This is a genomic window from Parashewanella hymeniacidonis (assembly GCF_016900895.1).
GTDB lineage: Bacteria > Pseudomonadota > Gammaproteobacteria > Enterobacterales > Shewanellaceae > Parashewanella > Parashewanella hymeniacidonis.
Genome location: NZ_JAFEUN010000101.1, coordinates 1 through 15,952, shown reverse-complemented (window position 1 = coordinate 15,952; position 15,952 = coordinate 1). Strand labels below are relative to the sequence as shown.

General features: G+C 40.6%; 20 protein-coding genes and 1 pseudogene. 9 read left to right on the top strand and 12 right to left on the bottom strand.

All coding sequences use genetic code 11. The features are described from left to right. Positions 1 to 391 precede the first annotated feature (391 nt). Positions 392 to 1,393 (top strand): Fic family protein, encoded by a 1,002-nt coding sequence (locus JQC92_RS17275; RefSeq protein ID WP_205000804.1) that lies wholly within the window; start codon positions 392 to 394, stop codon positions 1,391 to 1,393. A gap of 683 nt (positions 1,394 to 2,076) precedes the next feature. Here JQC92_RS17275 and bla read toward each other — a convergent pair. The 11 genes from bla to JQC92_RS17220 all read right to left on the bottom strand — a co-directional run bounded on the left by bla (position 2,077) and on the right by JQC92_RS17220 (position 9,205). Beyond that, complete coding sequence (gene bla, locus JQC92_RS17270; protein WP_420851325.1) at positions 2,077 to 2,940, bottom strand: class A beta-lactamase; 864 nt, start codon at positions 2,938 to 2,940, stop codon at positions 2,077 to 2,079. Then, a complete protein-coding gene (locus JQC92_RS17265) occupies positions 2,940 to 3,287 on the bottom strand; it encodes a cupin domain-containing protein (protein WP_205000802.1) in 348 nt (115 codons plus the stop codon). The genes bla and JQC92_RS17265 overlap by 1 nt, the downstream gene beginning before the upstream one ends. A gap of 93 nt (positions 3,288 to 3,380) precedes the next feature. After that, entirely contained in the window at positions 3,381 to 3,857 is a 477-nt protein-coding gene (locus tag JQC92_RS17260; protein WP_205000801.1) for a GNAT family N-acetyltransferase, read from the bottom strand. A 38-nt stretch (positions 3,858 to 3,895) separates the two neighbouring features. Next, a complete protein-coding gene (locus JQC92_RS17255; RefSeq protein ID WP_205000800.1) occupies positions 3,896 to 4,351 on the bottom strand; it encodes a GNAT family N-acetyltransferase in 456 nt (151 codons plus the stop codon). Between the two features lie 13 nt (positions 4,352 to 4,364). Beyond that, positions 4,365 to 5,573, bottom strand: a complete 1,209-nt coding sequence (locus JQC92_RS17250; protein WP_205000799.1) for a serine hydrolase domain-containing protein — start codon at positions 5,571 to 5,573, stop codon at positions 4,365 to 4,367. A gap of 59 nt (positions 5,574 to 5,632) precedes the next feature. Then, entirely contained in the window at positions 5,633 to 6,256 is a 624-nt protein-coding gene (locus tag JQC92_RS17245) for a LysE family translocator (protein ID WP_205000798.1), read from the bottom strand. Beyond that, positions 6,253 to 6,582, bottom strand: coding sequence for a 5-carboxymethyl-2-hydroxymuconate Delta-isomerase (locus JQC92_RS17240; RefSeq protein WP_205000797.1), 330 nt, complete (start codon positions 6,580 to 6,582; stop codon positions 6,253 to 6,255). The genes JQC92_RS17245 and JQC92_RS17240 overlap by 4 nt, the downstream gene beginning before the upstream one ends. 23 nt (positions 6,583 to 6,605) lie before the next feature. Next, positions 6,606 to 7,013, bottom strand: a complete 408-nt coding sequence (locus JQC92_RS17235) for a GFA family protein (RefSeq protein ID WP_205000796.1) — start codon at positions 7,011 to 7,013, stop codon at positions 6,606 to 6,608. Positions 7,014 to 7,041: 28 nt separating this feature from the next. Beyond that, positions 7,042 to 7,533 carry a hypothetical protein gene (locus tag JQC92_RS17230; protein WP_205000795.1) on the bottom strand — a complete coding sequence of 164 codons (492 nt, stop codon included), beginning with the start codon at positions 7,531 to 7,533 and terminating at the stop codon, positions 7,042 to 7,044. A gap of 324 nt (positions 7,534 to 7,857) precedes the next feature. Beyond that, positions 7,858 to 8,268 carry a cupin domain-containing protein gene (locus JQC92_RS17225; RefSeq protein WP_239480610.1) on the bottom strand — a complete coding sequence of 137 codons (411 nt, stop codon included), beginning with the start codon at positions 8,266 to 8,268 and terminating at the stop codon, positions 7,858 to 7,860. A gap of 13 nt (positions 8,269 to 8,281) precedes the next feature. Further along, positions 8,282 to 9,205 (bottom strand): alpha/beta hydrolase, encoded by a 924-nt coding sequence (locus JQC92_RS17220; protein ID WP_205000794.1) that lies wholly within the window; start codon positions 9,203 to 9,205, stop codon positions 8,282 to 8,284. A gap of 372 nt (positions 9,206 to 9,577) precedes the next feature. Between JQC92_RS17220 and JQC92_RS17215 the strand changes: the two genes are divergently transcribed. Genes JQC92_RS17215 through JQC92_RS17180 form a run of 8 tightly spaced genes read left to right on the top strand, consistent with a single transcriptional unit; the run spans position 9,578 to position 15,644 of the window. Then, positions 9,578 to 9,901, top strand: coding sequence for a TrbC/VirB2 family protein (locus JQC92_RS17215; protein ID WP_205000793.1), 324 nt, complete (start codon positions 9,578 to 9,580; stop codon positions 9,899 to 9,901). A 9-nt stretch (positions 9,902 to 9,910) separates the two neighbouring features. Next, positions 9,911 to 10,255, top strand: a complete 345-nt coding sequence (locus JQC92_RS17210; protein ID WP_205000792.1) for a VirB3 family type IV secretion system protein — start codon at positions 9,911 to 9,913, stop codon at positions 10,253 to 10,255. Then, the gene (locus tag JQC92_RS17205) at positions 10,252 to 12,738 is read left to right on the top strand and encodes a VirB4 family type IV secretion/conjugal transfer ATPase (protein WP_205000791.1); all 2,487 of its coding nucleotides are present in this window, start codon (positions 10,252 to 10,254) and stop codon (positions 12,736 to 12,738) included. Before JQC92_RS17210 ends, JQC92_RS17205 begins: the two co-directional genes overlap by 4 nt. After that, the gene (locus tag JQC92_RS17200) at positions 12,735 to 13,373 is read left to right on the top strand and encodes a type IV secretion system protein (protein WP_205000790.1); all 639 of its coding nucleotides are present in this window, start codon (positions 12,735 to 12,737) and stop codon (positions 13,371 to 13,373) included. Before JQC92_RS17205 ends, JQC92_RS17200 begins: the two co-directional genes overlap by 4 nt. 40 nt (positions 13,374 to 13,413) lie before the next feature. Further along, on the top strand, positions 13,414 to 13,707 hold the full coding sequence (locus tag JQC92_RS17195; RefSeq protein WP_205000789.1) for an EexN family lipoprotein: 294 nt from the start codon (positions 13,414 to 13,416) through the stop codon (positions 13,705 to 13,707). A 14-nt stretch (positions 13,708 to 13,721) separates the two neighbouring features. Continuing rightward, a complete protein-coding gene (locus tag JQC92_RS17190; RefSeq protein ID WP_205000788.1) occupies positions 13,722 to 14,735 on the top strand; it encodes a TrbL/VirB6 family protein in 1,014 nt (337 codons plus the stop codon). Next, entirely contained in the window at positions 14,735 to 14,899 is a 165-nt protein-coding gene (locus JQC92_RS17185; RefSeq protein ID WP_205000787.1) for a hypothetical protein, read from the top strand. Before JQC92_RS17190 ends, JQC92_RS17185 begins: the two co-directional genes overlap by 1 nt. After that, the gene (locus JQC92_RS17180; RefSeq protein WP_239480609.1) at positions 14,892 to 15,644 is read left to right on the top strand and encodes a VirB8 family type IV secretion system protein; all 753 of its coding nucleotides are present in this window, start codon (positions 14,892 to 14,894) and stop codon (positions 15,642 to 15,644) included. Before JQC92_RS17185 ends, JQC92_RS17180 begins: the two co-directional genes overlap by 8 nt. Before the next feature lie 199 nt (positions 15,645 to 15,843). Here JQC92_RS17180 and JQC92_RS23250 read toward each other — a convergent pair. Then, positions 15,844 to 15,952 (bottom strand): annotated as a pseudogene (locus tag JQC92_RS23250) (IS1 family transposase); the annotation flags it as partial.

Below are 15,952 nucleotides of genomic sequence, written 5' to 3'. Positions count from 1 at the left end.
GTAGGTTTTGCGAGTATTTTGCGGGAGTTTTGCGAGTAAAAATTTAAAGCTGTACGGTAAAACTAAATTTCACCTTATAAATCAACAAGAAAATTGGTCGGTATGAGAGGATTCGAACCTCCGACCCCTGACACCCCATGCCTCCCACTATTGAGCCGTAACATATTGTAATAAAAGCAATATCACCAAAATATTTTAACTATAAAACTTAAAAAAGTTAAAAATCGACAATATATAAATCAGTAAGTTAAACCATAGTTTTGCGCACTTATAAATTCAACTTACGTGATCTTACTGCTTAGAATTCATTTTTACGTATACTCATCTAAAACTGATATAATTACTTACTTGAAACAACACTTGCTTGAAACTTCTTACTAGGAATCCCACAATGAAATACAGCCCGCCATTTCAACTTACTCATACAATGATGGGGCTGGTCGCTGATATTTCCGAATTAATTGGTCTCTGGACAGCCAGTAACGCTAACCGGCTTGTACCGAAATTAAGAAGAGAAAATCGGATTAAAACGATTCAAGCATCACTTGCTGTAGAGCAGAACACACTTAGTATCGAGCAAGTCACCGCTGTAATAGAGGGAAAAACAGTTTTAGGTACACCTAAAGAAATTCAAGAAGTTCATAATGCTTTTGCGGCTTATGAAGCCATGGAAAACTGGAACCCACTTGAAGCTGAAGATCTTTTATCAGCACATAACATATTAATGACAGGACTTGTGACAAATGCAGGTTCTTGGCGCACTGATGGAACAGGCATATATCGTGGAACTGAACTTGTTCATATGGCACCACCTGCTGGACAAGTTCCTCGATTAATGTATCAACTTATTGATTGGTTAAGTGAAACTGAAGCACACCCACTCATTGCCTCTGCCGCTTTTCATTATGAATTTGAATTTATTCACCCATTCAGTGACGGCAATGGTCGTATGGGAAGACTTTGGCAAACACTCATTCTTAGTCACTGGCAGCCACTTTTAGCGTTTCTCCCTGTAGAGACCGTTATAAGAGAAAAGCAGCAAGATTATTATCATTGGTTAAGCCACGCTGATGCTCAAAGTGATAGCACAAAGTTTATTGAGTTCCTTTTGAGCGCAATAAAAGAAGCATTAAATGAAGCTATTGAGATAGATCAATCAAGTTCAAAAACGCTGGCAAAAACGCAGGATCAAACGCTGGTAAAAACTAAGGAAAAAACGCCGGATAAAATACTTCGAATACTCAAATCACACCCAGATATGAACTTATCAGAGGTTGCTTATAATATAAATCGCTCTGTTAGTGCTGTGGAACGTGCTGTTGCGAAGCTGAAGAAAGAGAATCGATTGTCATACCATGGCCCCAAAAAGAATGGCCATTGGAAAGTACATTAAGTTGCTTAATTATGGGAAAGTGATTTTTTACCCAGCCTTTCTAAATAGATTATTTCGAGAAATTCTAGCCAGTGATCTCGTTAAAAAATCATCAAACTCTTTTCTTGAGCTGACTTTTGTTCCAATACCTTGCTCTAGCTGATCTATCCCTTATTGCATTTGCTTTCGTAGCTTGGCCAACTTCACTGTTCCAATCCTTATGAAGCTCCATAAAACATACTTCAGCACAGACAAAAGTTGTATTTTGACAATGATTTTATTTCTGGCACTTAGAATTGATTTCATTGGTAACTAAAGTAATAAATCAAATCATTCACTGTTATATATTGATATAAAAAGATTTTTAATAGCCTTTAGATGATAATTTAAAGGTAACTTCTAGGGTAACTAAGGGGTAATATAGTTACCTAAAAATAAATAATTTTTATAAAACATAAAAGTCATATAAATCAGACGCATTACTTTTAGGTTACTTTTAGTTACCCCAAAAAGGTAACCTGCTGTTTACTTATAAATCATGAGGTTATAGAGGGTTTTCAAAGAGGTTACCATTGTTACCTGAGGGCTTTACGTAGATTTTATCATTCGAGCGAATATTTGAATTTGAAGCGATACAACATCGTAATTACCGTTTTGGTGTAAGTCAGAGCGTCAGTGATGATTAGGTTTCGCTCTAATTTAACTTAACGCACATTGTAAGCATCGAAAATCACTCGCCCAATACTCGCAACGGCTTTATTTCTGTCTTTAAGTGATAGATTGGTTTCAGTCAAATAGATGCTAATGATCAGTGGAGAACGATCACCTTTCCATATGCTCGCTACGATTCCTCTTGAACCATTATTTCCTGCCCCTGTTCTGTCAGCAATATGCCAATCAGCTGGAAGAGTAGAACGAAGGAGCGCCGTTGAAAGACGATTTTTCTGCATCCATGTAGAAAGATACTGTCGAGAAGCCAAACTGAGCGTTCTGGAGTATAAAAGTTTGTTTACTGTGTTCACCATCGCATTTGGAGTCGAAGTGTCTCTAACATCACCGGGGCTAGCACTGTTAAGATCTGGTTCGGTTCGGTCAAGTCTTGTAACAGGATCACCTAATTTTCTTAGGTATTTGGTCAAGGAGGATGAACCTCCAATATGCTCCAAAACGATATTGGCGGCCGTATTATCGCTTGTCAGCATTGTGGCTTTGCATGCATCGAATACAGTTATTTGTTTGTTGATCAATTTTTTGGTTATCGGAGACCAAGTGATTAAATCATCGCTTTTTATTATCGTTGTTTCTGATTTATTTAATTGTCCAGCTTCAATATCACTAAACATTTTGGCACATGCTAACACCTTGAAAGTGCTCATTAATGGAAAACGTTCGTCTCCTCTATAGCTCCAAGTCGTTCCATTAGAAGAATCCAGAATTGCAACTCCTAATCTACCTGCAATCTCTGTTTCAATTTGCTTAAATTGTTCACTCAGTCTCGGTTTAAGCTCTGCTGCATTAACTTGGAGAGAGAGTAAAAAGACAACGGCTGCACTTGAAGCTTTTAATATCACATTGACACCTGAATAATGAGTAACTCGATGTCATTATCAGAGTCATTGACTAAGCCATGTTCACCGAAGGGTTTATTTTTGATGATATCGCCCTTTGTAACTTTTGATTCGATACCATCTATCGTCATAGTTCCTGAACCACTTAAGATAATATAAAGTTCTTCATTATTGCCGTGTTTGTGATAACCCACTGTGGATTTGGGAGGGATTACTTGTCTGTCGATGAAATCAATACTACTTTGAAAATCGGAACGACCAAAAACTTCAAATAATTCAACAGAACCAATACCATCATGCGCTGAATGCTGTTGTTGTTTTTCAGCTTTTAAAAAATTACGGATCACCCTAGATTCCTGTTCTCTTTTTTGTTCCAACTAAACTCTAAAAACGAGTTGAACCTTAATTCTAATAGACACTCACATTCATAGGCTTTGATGCTAAGAGCCTACTTTTGAATGCCAAACCATTATCGTTGTTACATCACCGGAATGTTCTGATTCGTGCAGTGCTTCAAAACCGTATTTTTGATAAAGCGCAATATTATGAGCATCACTCTGAAGGTACAGTTTTTCGATGCCGAGCTCTCTAGCAAACAGCTTTGCTCTAGAAAGTAGAACTTCTGAATAACCTTTGCCTCGGTGATTTGGACAAACATACACTCCGCCAATCCAATGTTCGTACTCTGGATGATGCTTGTTTTCTTTGTACTTTAGCTCTGCTACACCAATGACTGAATCGTCACTAAGAAGGATAAATGAAAAAGGCAGTGCCCCTTTATTATTTACTCTGCTGAGTCCAAGTTCGTAGATGGCGTCGTAAGTAAAAGATTTTCCATTCTTTCCCCATTCGTCATAGTACCATTTCGCTATGGTACTCAAGTGCTCTGGATGATCGGCTAAATATGCTACTTGCATGATAATTCCCTTTTTTCATCTTTGCTTTAATCTCTATATCAAGACAAATTAAGCTTCATTTCTAATAAGCAAGGTTCAAACCCGAGTTTTTCATACGCTTTAATCGCTGAAATATTTTGGGAATAAACATCAAGATAAAAATCGTTTACGCCTCTTTGTCGACTCCATTCAATAATTTTGTTGAGCAGCTGTTTGTTTAAACCTCTACCTCTAAATTCAGGTAAGACATACATGAAACCAAGATAACAATGTTTGTCGTGGTTGAGAGACTGCTTAGAACTACGAATTTGGCCATAGCCAGTTGCAATAATTTGTTTGTTATCCTCTAAAACGATGAGGTATGAGTCATTATCTGTTATCAGATGCTCAATATCGTAGTAGGTTGCACTTTCGGGTTTGATGGTTGAATTAAACGGCCTTTCAGCCTCCACCACTGCTTGCTCTAACGCTTGTAAAATGGGTAAATCGAATAATTTTGCTTCTCTGAAAATCATAATCTCTAATTTCTCAATAATTACTTCTAATTTTCAAAATTGAATCTAACACTTCAAAAGTGAAGTCTTGAAATTCTTCTTCGCAATGATCATTTACCCCACAATTAGCGAAAGCAGTAATGCTTACATCACCATCAGGAATATAAATATTTTGAGTAAAGTAACCAAACTCAGTGCCGCCATGATGATAAAAGGTTTTATTGTTTACTGTCTCTCGCCAAACACCTAAGCCATAATGAAAAGCTGAATTACGATAAAAGCGTGCTCCCCACGAATTTATCAAATGCTTGCCTCCAATCATTTGCTCTCGTACATCTTCAGTCACGACATTATTCTTCGTTACAATAGCTTTTAAAAGTGCAGCCATATCATCAACATTTGAAGCTAATGGCCCGTCCATTGTAGCCGTCGTTCCAATAATATCTTTTGTATCAACCCAAACATTCAACGGTGTAGGAAAGCTTGATTCATATGTATTAATGAAATACCCAGATATCATCTCAGGTTTTGGTTTTTCAACGCCTTTGAGATAGCTCGATGTCATGCCTAACGGATTTAAGATCTTATTTCTAATTGCTTTAGCTGGATGTTCGCCTAATACGTTCTCAAGAATAATTCCTGTCAACGTATATCCAGTATTAGAATAGCCAAAGCGTTCATCGGGTTCAAATTCTGCTGGCTGTCCGAGAGCAAAACTTAAAGGAAATCTATCGGTTGTAGCTTTATCAGGTTGCGAGAATTGGGCTTTATAAAAATCATACTCACCAGCATCGTTATACTCAAAAATACCACTGGTATGATTAAGCAATTTCCTTAGCGCCATTTTTTCAGAGTGCTCAATTTGCTTTAGCATTTTTTTCTCTAAATATGCGCTGATCGGAGCATCAAGATCTAACTTACCTTCCTCGTGTAGCATAGCGACTAATAATGCTGTAAGTTTTTTTCCTGCACTGCCGTTTGGCATAACGGCGTTAATAGGCATTTTGATTTTTTTAATTTTGTCAGAGTAGCCTGCACTTCCAATAAAACGACCGTTGGAAGTATCAACTAATAAAACCGCACCGGGAATATGCTTTGAGTTCACCAGCTCATCGAGTAGATTTTGATAATCAATTGGTGTCCTAACAGTTAATTCAGATTTTTCTGCACTAAAACCAGAAGGTGAAAACGACAAATTACTAAATATTGTAATTAACAGAGTTTTGCCAAGCCATTTAAGCATTTATAACTTCCCTTGTTACCCACTAGATATACAGATTTTAATATTCTTGAGATTGCTAGCTACTTTTGGATTGTTGCAGTGACGACACCTGCTCCGCACATCATTCCACCACTCAATTTATTAAACCAATTTTGAAATTTCACTGAGCGAACACGATTTCTTATCACACCAGAAAACACCGCATAAAATGATGCGCTTGCAGCAGAGACAGCTAAAAATGATACCGACAATATGAGCATTTGAGGGAGCACCTTACTTTCTGCATTAATGAATAGTGGAAGGAACGCCATAAAAAACACAATCCCTTTTGGATTTAATGCCGTGACCATTAATGAGTCCCTAAAGACCGTTTTACTATTTATTGGCTGTGACTCTTTTGGTTTCACCGAACTAATTTCAACCTTAGTGCACCATGCTTTAATACCTAAATAAACTAAATAGGCAGCACCTAACCATTTAACGATGCCAAATAAAGTGGCAGAGGCAGAGAGTAACGCTCCCACTCCAAACAACGACAAACTCATCGCAATCAAGTCACCGCATAAAACACCACAGATCAGAGGTAAAACTGATTTTTTACCATGATTTAATGCTTGTGCCATCACTAAAAATACTGTCGGCCCAGGTGTAAAACATAAAGCCATAGATGCTGCGATAAAAGATAACCACACTTCTATACTCATGTAAGCTCCTTTTGATAGCTATCCCTATCAATATCTAACACTTCAGCAATGATAGACACCTTGTTAATATTTAAGTTCGACAATTTTTCAATGACTGATTTGCTGAGTATTTGCTTTCGAGCTTCGCTTCTTCCAGATAGAATACGCAGTGATACATGGATAAATGATCGACTCTCAAAACCCACTTGATAATGTTGAAAAGGCATTGCCCTAACTTTGATGTCTTTAACATCAAATAGGTCAGAAGATAAAGCACCTTGGAAAGTGCTATCCATTAAAATTAATGATGCCAAATCATCCGAATGCTCAATAATGTGGTACGGCATAATAAATTCCTGCGCTTTAAAGGTTAACTACGATTGGGTTCATAAGCTTCATATCTTGGCAGGTTTGAATCAAGATCATCCCAGCTAGCTTTTGAGGTTACGAAATTATGTGAAATTGGGCGTTCACAGATTTCAGAATCAATAACACCTAAGCGGACACGAATTCTGGATAAGTCATCGTCATTTGAACTGAATATCGGTGAGGCACAATGCTGGCAGAAATGCCTTTTTTTACCCGGTCTCAATTCAAAAAATTTAAGCTCAGCTTTACCTCTGAGAAATGTAAAATCACTCGTATTTACAAAACCATTAGTTGCATAAGCTGTTCCGCTAGATTTACGGCATAAGGAACAATGACAATGAATGATTTCTTCAATATTGCCGTGGATTTCAAACGTTATCGCACCACATAAGCAACTCCCTTGGTACATCTGATCACTTCCTTAATATTTACGCTGGTTATTTTGATCTATTAATACTTGATGGTTTATCAATTGTTGTAGAAAAAATGATAGAGACAATCTTCCAATCAGTTTCATCTTTTATCAGCGAAAAGGCTTCATGTCCGAAATTAGTTCTTTTCCCAGCTAAGAAAAACTCATAATCACAATATGCAATCCCAATACTGGAGTCACTCATTATGCTGCAATTCGTAAAACGCACTTCAGTGTCTCGTTTATCACTTTCAGCCCATTTAATGAATTTTGTAATACTATGTTCTTTAACTCTGCTATGACTATTTACATCGGCCTTATTTTCAAAGTCCTGCTCGCTCATAGACGAGACCCAAGACGAGTTGTCTGAATGGAACAGTGCGAGAAATGCTGCTTTGTCTTTTTGTTTAATCGACTTTGAAAACTGCTCCAATACATGATTGATTGTTTTCTCAGATGCGCCAGCATGAAACGAAAATAGTATTAGAAGAGCTGAACTGAAAAATACACGAAACATCTTACATCCCTTTAATTCAGCACTAACTCTGAGCTATTTTATATAAGAAAAGTGCGAACCCACCGAACAGTATGAGTCCGATTATAGCCATAATGGTTAACGTTTTTGATTGAGCTATCGACTCGCCAAGATCTTTCGAGCCAAACAAACCTAGAAAAGCTAAGATTCCATCTAAAATGTGCATAAATCATTCCCTTAAATACAATGAGATAAAACCCTCTTGGCGAGCTAATATAAACTGTTCGAGCTTCACAATAAACCAATCACTCATTGATGAGTTAAAATTTTAATTTATTAGTAAGTTAGACAATATTAGATGAGCCTTTATTCATATGTTTTCGGTATTGATAAACTATGCTCAGTTGGCGGCGGTGTAATGGTTAGCACTTTTAATTCTTTTGGTGACTCAAATCGATGCCAAACACCTTTTGGAACAACCAGCAACTCACCCGCTTCAAGTCTATTTGGGTGCTCCGTGCCATCGATTAATAAGTAAAGCGTTGTTTCACCTTCAATGACTTGAACCAACTCATCACCAGACGGATGACGCTCCCACTCACTCTTACCTGAATAGTGAGTAATATAGATCCCGCTATCATCAAAATTCGATAACTTTGTAAATGCATTGCTCATTTCACTTTCAGGAGTTTCAGGTGTTCTATTATGTAAAAATGTTACTTGTTCAAATCCATTTTTTATTGATATTGCAGAAGGCATTTTTGCTTTATCTGACATCTTTAAATCCTTTTTATTTTGTGGCGATTACTCTAGAAATATACTGAATAGACTCTCTTGCGGCTTTGCTGATCCCCGACAATTGAAAAAAACCATGAATAACGCCTAAATAACGACGACACTGTGCATGCACACCAGAGCTTATTAGCTTCTTGTAAAGCCACTCCCCTTCATCAACTAAAGGATCATATTCAGCGGTGATGATGTGTGTTTCAGGTAGACCATCGAAATCACCACTAAATATCGGGCTTATTTCTTGGTTAGCTTGTGTTACACCTGTGCCTTCGATATAGGAATCAAACCCTGATAATAAAGCCTCTTTGGTGATAATGAAGTTCGCACCATTAACTGAAAAACTGTTACTAGAAGCTGTGGCATCAAGCATCGGGTATATCAAAATTTGCTTTTTAGGCAGCCACTCCTTAGCACTCTTCAACCGCAAACAAGTAACTAATGCTAAATTACCACCTGCACTATCTCCTGCAATCACAATATCTTCTTGACGACCACCCCATTGACAGCAATTGTGATAAATATAATTAGACGCATTGAAGGCATCATCATGTGCCGCAGGATACTGAAACTCTGGTGCTAAACGATATTCGACAGCAACCACTAATGCCTGAGATTGAATTGCTATCTCTCTTAGTTGCTGATCGTGCGTTTCGAAAGAACCACTAACGAAGCAACCTCCGTGAAAATAAATCACAACTGGTAAATTTTCTTTGGCAGATGGTTTGAATAATTTCAAAGAAAAATATTCGCAACGAATTGTGTGAACAGAATAGAGTTCTCTTGACTGGCCAGCTAATGAAGTACTCGCAATATAACCTGCTCTTCTCTCTTGAATAGTCTGATTGCTTATTGAAGGGCAACCTGCATCATTGAACTCTTTAACAATTTGATCGATACCTTCTTCTAAATAAAACTCTTTCAAAATTTATTCCGTTTTCATTAAGATAGCTTCTCTTTGCGGAAGCACTGTATATAATAACAGTTAGCTTGTAAATATTTACATTCGAGAAATCACTGTAACATCCCTGAGATTACTCAAATAATAAAGCTTCCATTTTTTAGAATCCAAATCCCCCCAAAAAACATTAACTCCAGTTCATTAAATCAGTATCAGTTTGATGAATGAATTCGCAATTCGTTTAACTGATCCGCAGTTTGAAAATATTTGTCTTCTAACCTATTTACAGTGTTTTCCCCCAGTGCAATCGTAATTACATCGAATCGTTTCAACTTGATGCTTTTAAGGATTTAAGTGTTTTCAGTTTCAAACTCGGATTGATTTTTGGAGTACGAAATGAACGTGAATACTCAAACTTATTCAACGGCAGAATCTCATAACTTGCGGGTACTTGGTGCCCGACTTTTTTTATTGTTGTTGCTATCCCTTGCACCTGAACTTGCTTTCGCTAACCCGATCACTGAGGGAGTGGATTGGGTGATGGACTTATTGACCAGCGGCATTGCTCGAAGTGCAGCGGTGATTGGGATTGCCATTCTTGGATATCTAGCGTGGTTTGGCCGGATTACGGGCGAGACTTGCGGTAAGTACATTGCTGGCATTGTATTGGTGTTCGGTGGTGGCACTATTGTCGACCTTATCATCAGCGCCGTATCGTAAGGAGCCTGCATGACACATTCAAATAACCATCAAGATCCACTGTTTGTCGCCGTCACTCGTCCGGCTATGAAATGGGGCGTATCACTAGATGGCATCATCATCGCTGCGGGTCTGGTTGCGATTCTGATGATTGCTACTAAAAACCCGCTGACTTTATTGTTGTACCTGCCACTTCATGCCGTGATGTATGGTTTGTGTCTGCGTGATCCCCGCAGTTTTCGACTGCTCAAACTTTGGTTTAACACTAAAGCTAAATCTCTTGGTTGGCGTCACTTTGATTGCGCTACGGCCTGCCCAGTAATTAATACTCGCAGTCCACAATATCAAATCGGCAGTTGGAGGATGACAGCATGAGTAACGGTCTAGTGAGCCGACTTTGGCAAAAAGAAAATACAGTTTCAGAGTTTATTCCTTATCAAACCTTACTTGACCTCAATACCGTTAAAACTCGCAATGGCGAATATCTGCAAGTCATCAAGTTGCAAGGTATCGCTCATGAAACTCAAGATGCCGAACAAATTCAACTTTGGAAAGAGCAGCTTAATCTGACACTACGTAACATTGCCAGCCCTAACGTGTGTTTGTGGTCGCACATCATTCGCCGTGAACACAAGGTGTTTCCTGATGGTGAGTTTAAGGTCGATTTCGACCGTAAATTGAATCAAAAATATGCCGCTAATGTGTGCCAAAACCAACTCATGATGAATGAGCTGTACCTAACCGTTGTTTTCACTGATGGTATCAATGAACCACTTAACCTGTTTAAGAAAACTCAAACCCCAGAGCAGCGTATTGCTCAGCAACTTAAAGCAATGCGGGCGCTCGATGAAGTGATGAGTACCGTTCGCTCAGCTCTAGCTGAATATAAGCCTCAGTTGTTGACCACTTATTTTAAGAACGGCCATTTTTATTCTGAAGTGCTGACGTTTCTCGATTTCTTAATCAATGGTGAGTGGCAACAGCGAGTTTATCCAAGCGTTGATATCTCAATGGCGTTGCCAAGAGTGCGGCCTTTTTTCGGGAAAGATACTATTGCGTTAGAAGGCATTGTTTATACTCAATTCGGCGCCTGTTTAAGCATTGCGGAATACCCTGAAACCACCGAAGCTGGACTACTTAATGCATTGCTGTCTGCGCCATTTAGCTTTGTCCTCACTCAAAGCTTTAAGTTTCTCTCCAAACCTGTGGCTACGCAATTGTTAATGCGCCAACAAAACCGCTTAGTCACTACAGGCGATTTAGCGCAATCGCAAGTGGTGTCTATTACTGATGCATTAGATGATTTAACCTCAAATCGAGTGGTGTATGGCGAGCATCATCTGGTGCTGGCAATTCTGGCTAAATCAGTTAATACCTTGAACCAGCATATTGCCAATGTAAAATCGGAAATGGCTGAGCTGGCCATCATTCCTGCACGGGAAACCACTGGACTGGCAGCAGCCTATTGGTCACAGCTGCCCGCTAATCATCAATACTGCCCCCGCCCAGCGCCGATTTCGTCTAGAAACTTTGCAGGCTTTTGCAGCTTTCATAATTATCCAACAGGTCATATCGACGGTAACCAATGGGGCAGCGCCGTAACTCTTTTTAAAAGCGCATCAGGTGCACCTTATTATTTTAACTTCCATGAACATAAGGAGACCAAACCGCAACCACACTCATCACTTTCACACATATCCAACCTAACTGACTTAACCATAAAGGAGGACAATCTCGTTGCAGATACCAAGGACTCTATTCTCAAGGATGAGCACCATGCTTTGGGTAACACCTTAATCATTGGCGCTTCTGGCAGTGGTAAAACCGTGTTGCAAGGTTTTCTTATCTCCCAAAGTAAAAAATTTCATCCCACTCAAATTATCTTTGATAAAGACCGTGGTTTAGAAGTTTACGTGCGTGCATGTCGTGGCTTATATCTGCCATTGCAAATGGGCAAACCCACGGGTTTTAATCCGTTTCATCTTGAGGACAGCCCTGAAAACCGTTTGTTCTTAAACCAACTGCTTGGCAAGTTAATCGGCGGTGAACTCAACCATATTCAGCAACAAGAGCTGGCCAATGCCGTTGCAGGCGTGATGGCATTAGATAAACCGCTGCGGCGCTTAAGTCGTTGCTTGGAATTCCTTGACCCAACTGACAACAATGGCTGTTGCGCCAAATTACAAAAATGGTGTGATGGCGGTGAATTGGCGTGGGTACTGGACAACAAAATTGATGAGTTAGACGTTACTCATCAGCAACTGTTGGCCTTCGATGTTACCGAATTTCTGGATAACCCTGAAATTCGAACACCAATTGTGATGTACCTGTTCCACCGCATCGAAAAATTGATTGACGGTCGACGCTTGCAAATCATCATGGATGAGTTCTGGAAGCTATTGCTCGATGAATACTTTGAAGATTTAGCCAACAACAAACAAAAAGTTATCCGTAAGCAAAACGGCATTATGATTTACGCCACCCAATCCACTAAGGATGTTTTGAAGTCACCGATCGCCCACACGCTGATTGAGCAGTGTGCCACCTTTATTTTTACGCCGAACCCGAAAGCTAGACGAGAAGATTATATTGACAGCTTTAACCTCACCTCATCTGAATTCGACATCATTAAAACCCAACTGCAACCAAACTCTCATCAATTTTTGGTGAAGCAAGGCCATGAAAGCGCCGTAAACACCTTGGACTTAGAAGGATTAGATGAAGAGCTGGCCGTCATTTCTGGCACCACTAATAAAGTGAAATTGATGCATGAGTTAGTGGAGCAAGTCGGCAGTGAGCCGAACGATTGGTTACCACTTTACTATGACGCACTGGTTAACAAACGAGGTGAAGCATGATTAAGCGCACTCACCTTTTACTGAGTCTATTGCTGTCGCAATTATTACAGACTCACTCAGCCTTCGCCTTTCCCGTAATTGATGCCGCCAACCTGCAGCAAAACATCATTCAGGTGAAACATCTGCTTGAGGAGATCAACACCTTAAAGCAGCAACTGCAAACTTCGAAATCTCAGCTCAGTAGCATCAATGGCATTCGCCATATGTCGGGCGTGATTGATTCGGTGTATGACATGAGTGTCAAAGTCGACCCAAATCTGGCACTCAAAAAGCAAGGTTTACATAACAGCGATTGGCTCAACTTAGGCGGTGATGTTGCTGGTCTTTACGATGATATTAATCGTTATCGAGGCCGCTGGTTTGGTCAAACTCAAGTGTCACTGCAACAAACCCAAGCACGTTATCAGCAGTTAATACGTTTGATTCGAAAAGTCGATAATGCTCCGCAGCAAAAAGATATTGAAGATTTGCAAGCCCGTATCAATGCTGAAGGCGTGATGCTGGAAAATGAACAAGCCAAACTGCAATTACTCAACGCACAAGCCAAGGCCAGTGATGCACTGACTCAACAACGCATTACTCAAATGGCCGTTGAATCGGCAGGTGAGCTGCATCCAATACAACTGAATTATTAATACACAGCCAAGGACGGGTACAACACAGTGAGAAGTACCCATGAAAACACAATACTTAACCATTATCGCCATCGGCTCACTTGCGCTAAGTGCATGCTTTGACAGTAAGCACGAAGTACCTGCTACCAAATCAACGCCAACCGTCGACTGGTATTTAACCCACAATGCAGAGTTAGATAACACCTTAGCTCGATGCAGTAATAATCCTGGCGAGTATCGCAATCAGCCCGACTGCATTAATGCGCTGCAAGCGGCCAATCAACGTAGCGCAGGCGAATTGCACCCACTACACATTGATGTTGATAAATTGCCGAAACATCACGGCTGGCACTAAATGGAGTTTTAGTCATGGCAGCGCAAAGTAACTTATATCAAAGCATCTTCCACATGGTTGACCATGCCCTCAACAATTATGTGCGACAAGGCTCGGTACGCTTGATTGATTTTCTACTGCCGTTGTTCAGCAGCCTAATGATTATCTGGATTGCAATTTGGGGTTATTCAATGATGATGGGCAAAAGCGAGGCGCCGCTGCAAGAAGGCTTTTTCCGCATCATCCGTGTCGGCTTTATTTTAGCCTTAGGGTTAACCGCCAGTCGTTACAACCAAACCGTGGTGAGCTTTTTAGCTGACACACCACAAACACTTGCTTCTTTGGTCACAGGTAGCCCAAGCAAAGATGCCGCCGGACTGCTCGATAGTTTATTCACCCAAATCTTTGCCCTTGCTGATACCTCTTGGCGTCAAGGTGGGGTGATGAACGGCAATTTCGGCATGTATTTTTTGGCGATTGCGGTGGTGCTGATTGGCAGTTGTCTGACGTTATTGGTCGCATTTTTCATTCTGCTCAGCAAGGTGATGGTGAGCATTTTACTGGCCATCGGTCCGGCGTTCTTTGTATTGCTGTTGTTTCAAGCGACACAACGCTTCTTCGAAAGTTGGCTCGGTATGGTCATTAATTTTGGTTTTGTACTGCTACTAGGTGTGGCTTCAGGGCAATTAATGACCACAGTAGCCGCAGATTATTTGCAACAAATCTCCAGCAACCACTCTACAGTATCGACGCTCAGTGACAGCTCCATGCTGTGCATCGTTTTAGGACTTTGCATTTTGGTGATGAAGCAAATCCCAGCCATGGCAGCTGCGCTCGGTGGTGGTGTTGCTATCGCAGCGAACGGCGCTATAGCTCACAGCCTACATGCGCTCAGACCAACTACTTTGCGACATCAATATCGAAACTTGCGCCGTGATCTCAACTACACAGGTCAAGCTTTGGGTATTCCTCTCAAACCCGTTGGCGCTGGTTATCACGCTTATCAACAACGCTTTGGTGGCAACACCATCAGCGGGAGAAACCCATAATGAAAAAGCTCATCTGCATTTGTGTTGCCCTACTACTGACGCACTGCGCCAGTGCACCGAAACCACCACACTGCAAAGACAATGGTAAAGGGTTAAAACCCATTAACACTGGCTTGGTAACAGTAAAAGCACCTGTTTCAGAGAATAAGGAGCAACATGACTGAAATGCTACCTGACACGCTCGACATGCCTTTCTCTGACAAACAGTTTATTAAGCAGTATTTCAAGGAAGCCAGAGGCTGGGATGCCGAGCTAAGCCATCGCATCAAACGCTCAGAGCAAAGAGCGTGGCGGTGTGTAGCCTTGTTAACGGTTATCGCCCTTTTACAAGGTATTGGCTTAGTTGTGCTACTGCCGCTCAAATCTATCGAGCCGTTTGTTATTCGAGTCGATAACAACACAGGCTTAGTGGATGTGGTATCGACCTTAGCCAGTCACGGCCAAGTGAAAGTCAAAGCACAAGAAGCCATGGATAAATACTGGCTGACTCAATATCTGCGCCATCGAGAAAGCTACCAATGGCAAACCCGTGCCTATGACCGCAACCTGATTGGCATTATGTCGACTGAATCTGTGCAGTTGGATTATGGCGCTCAAACCGATCCTAAAACCAATCCGCAAGCACCGATTAGTCGATACGGCCAAAATGCTCAAGTGCGAGTCCATATTCAGGCCACCAGTTTTATTGATGATGAAACTATCAATGGCGAGCAACACAAAACAGCATTAATTCGTTACAGCAAACAAATCAAACGCCTTGGCGAGCATCATCCACTGACCCATTGGGTAGCGACCATTACCTTCGTGTATCGCAATTCACCTATGAAGTTGGAAGATCGTCGCTTAAATCCACTGGGATTTCAGGTGTTGAGTTATCGCAATGATCAAGCTTCGGGAGGTGATGATTGATGCTACCCAATGCTTTTTTGCCGTCACTCCTGCGAAGGCAGGAGTCCAGTGCCTTTTGTGCAATAAAGAAAGGTAGTCGCTGGATACCAGCCTTCGCTGTTATGACGTTATTACTCAGCAGTTTTAATACTTTTGCCCTCGAAACCCCACACATGGGGAAACTCGATAAACGAGTGCGACACATCGGTAGTGGTCTAATTTAGTGATAGGCATGAATATCAATTCCAAATTCTACTCGATTAATTAACAAACCGATTACCGTGTCATGCATACTTTCTAATTTTGAAAAACAAATTGTTCTTCGTGCC

Bases quoted from the DNA above. Each gene is read 5' to 3' on its own strand.
- JQC92_RS17255 (WP_205000800.1), bottom strand. From the start codon at position 4,351: ATGATTTTCAGAGAAGCAAAATTATTCGATTTACCCATTTTACAAGCG.
- JQC92_RS17240 (WP_205000797.1), bottom strand. From the start codon at position 6,582: ATGCCGTACCACATTATTGAGCATTCGGATGATTTGGCATCATTAATT.
- JQC92_RS17195 (WP_205000789.1), top strand. From the start codon at position 13,414: ATGAAAACACAATACTTAACCATTATCGCCATCGGCTCACTTGCGCTA.
- JQC92_RS17225 (WP_239480610.1), bottom strand. From the start codon at position 8,268: ATGTCAGATAAAGCAAAAATGCCTTCTGCAATATCAATAAAAAATGGA.
- JQC92_RS17235 (WP_205000796.1), bottom strand. From the start codon at position 7,013: ATGTACCAAGGGAGTTGCTTATGTGGTGCGATAACGTTTGAAATCCAC.
- JQC92_RS17245 (WP_205000798.1), bottom strand. From the start codon at position 6,256: ATGAGTATAGAAGTGTGGTTATCTTTTATCGCAGCATCTATGGCTTTA.
- JQC92_RS17185 (WP_205000787.1), top strand. From the start codon at position 14,735: ATGAAAAAGCTCATCTGCATTTGTGTTGCCCTACTACTGACGCACTGC.
- JQC92_RS17260 (WP_205000801.1), bottom strand. From the start codon at position 3,857: ATGCAAGTAGCATATTTAGCCGATCATCCAGAGCACTTGAGTACCATA.
- JQC92_RS17190 (WP_205000788.1), top strand. From the start codon at position 13,722: ATGGCAGCGCAAAGTAACTTATATCAAAGCATCTTCCACATGGTTGAC.
- JQC92_RS17250 (WP_205000799.1), bottom strand. From the start codon at position 5,573: ATGCTTAAATGGCTTGGCAAAACTCTGTTAATTACAATATTTAGTAAT.
- JQC92_RS17210 (WP_205000792.1), top strand. From the start codon at position 9,911: ATGACACATTCAAATAACCATCAAGATCCACTGTTTGTCGCCGTCACT.
- JQC92_RS17230 (WP_205000795.1), bottom strand. From the start codon at position 7,533: ATGTTTCGTGTATTTTTCAGTTCAGCTCTTCTAATACTATTTTCGTTT.
- JQC92_RS17180 (WP_239480609.1), top strand. From the start codon at position 14,892: ATGACTGAAATGCTACCTGACACGCTCGACATGCCTTTCTCTGACAAA.
- JQC92_RS17215 (WP_205000793.1), top strand. From the start codon at position 9,578: ATGAACGTGAATACTCAAACTTATTCAACGGCAGAATCTCATAACTTG.
- JQC92_RS17200 (WP_205000790.1), top strand. From the start codon at position 12,735: ATGATTAAGCGCACTCACCTTTTACTGAGTCTATTGCTGTCGCAATTA.
- JQC92_RS17275 (WP_205000804.1), top strand. From the start codon at position 392: ATGAAATACAGCCCGCCATTTCAACTTACTCATACAATGATGGGGCTG.
- JQC92_RS17205 (WP_205000791.1), top strand. From the start codon at position 10,252: ATGAGTAACGGTCTAGTGAGCCGACTTTGGCAAAAAGAAAATACAGTT.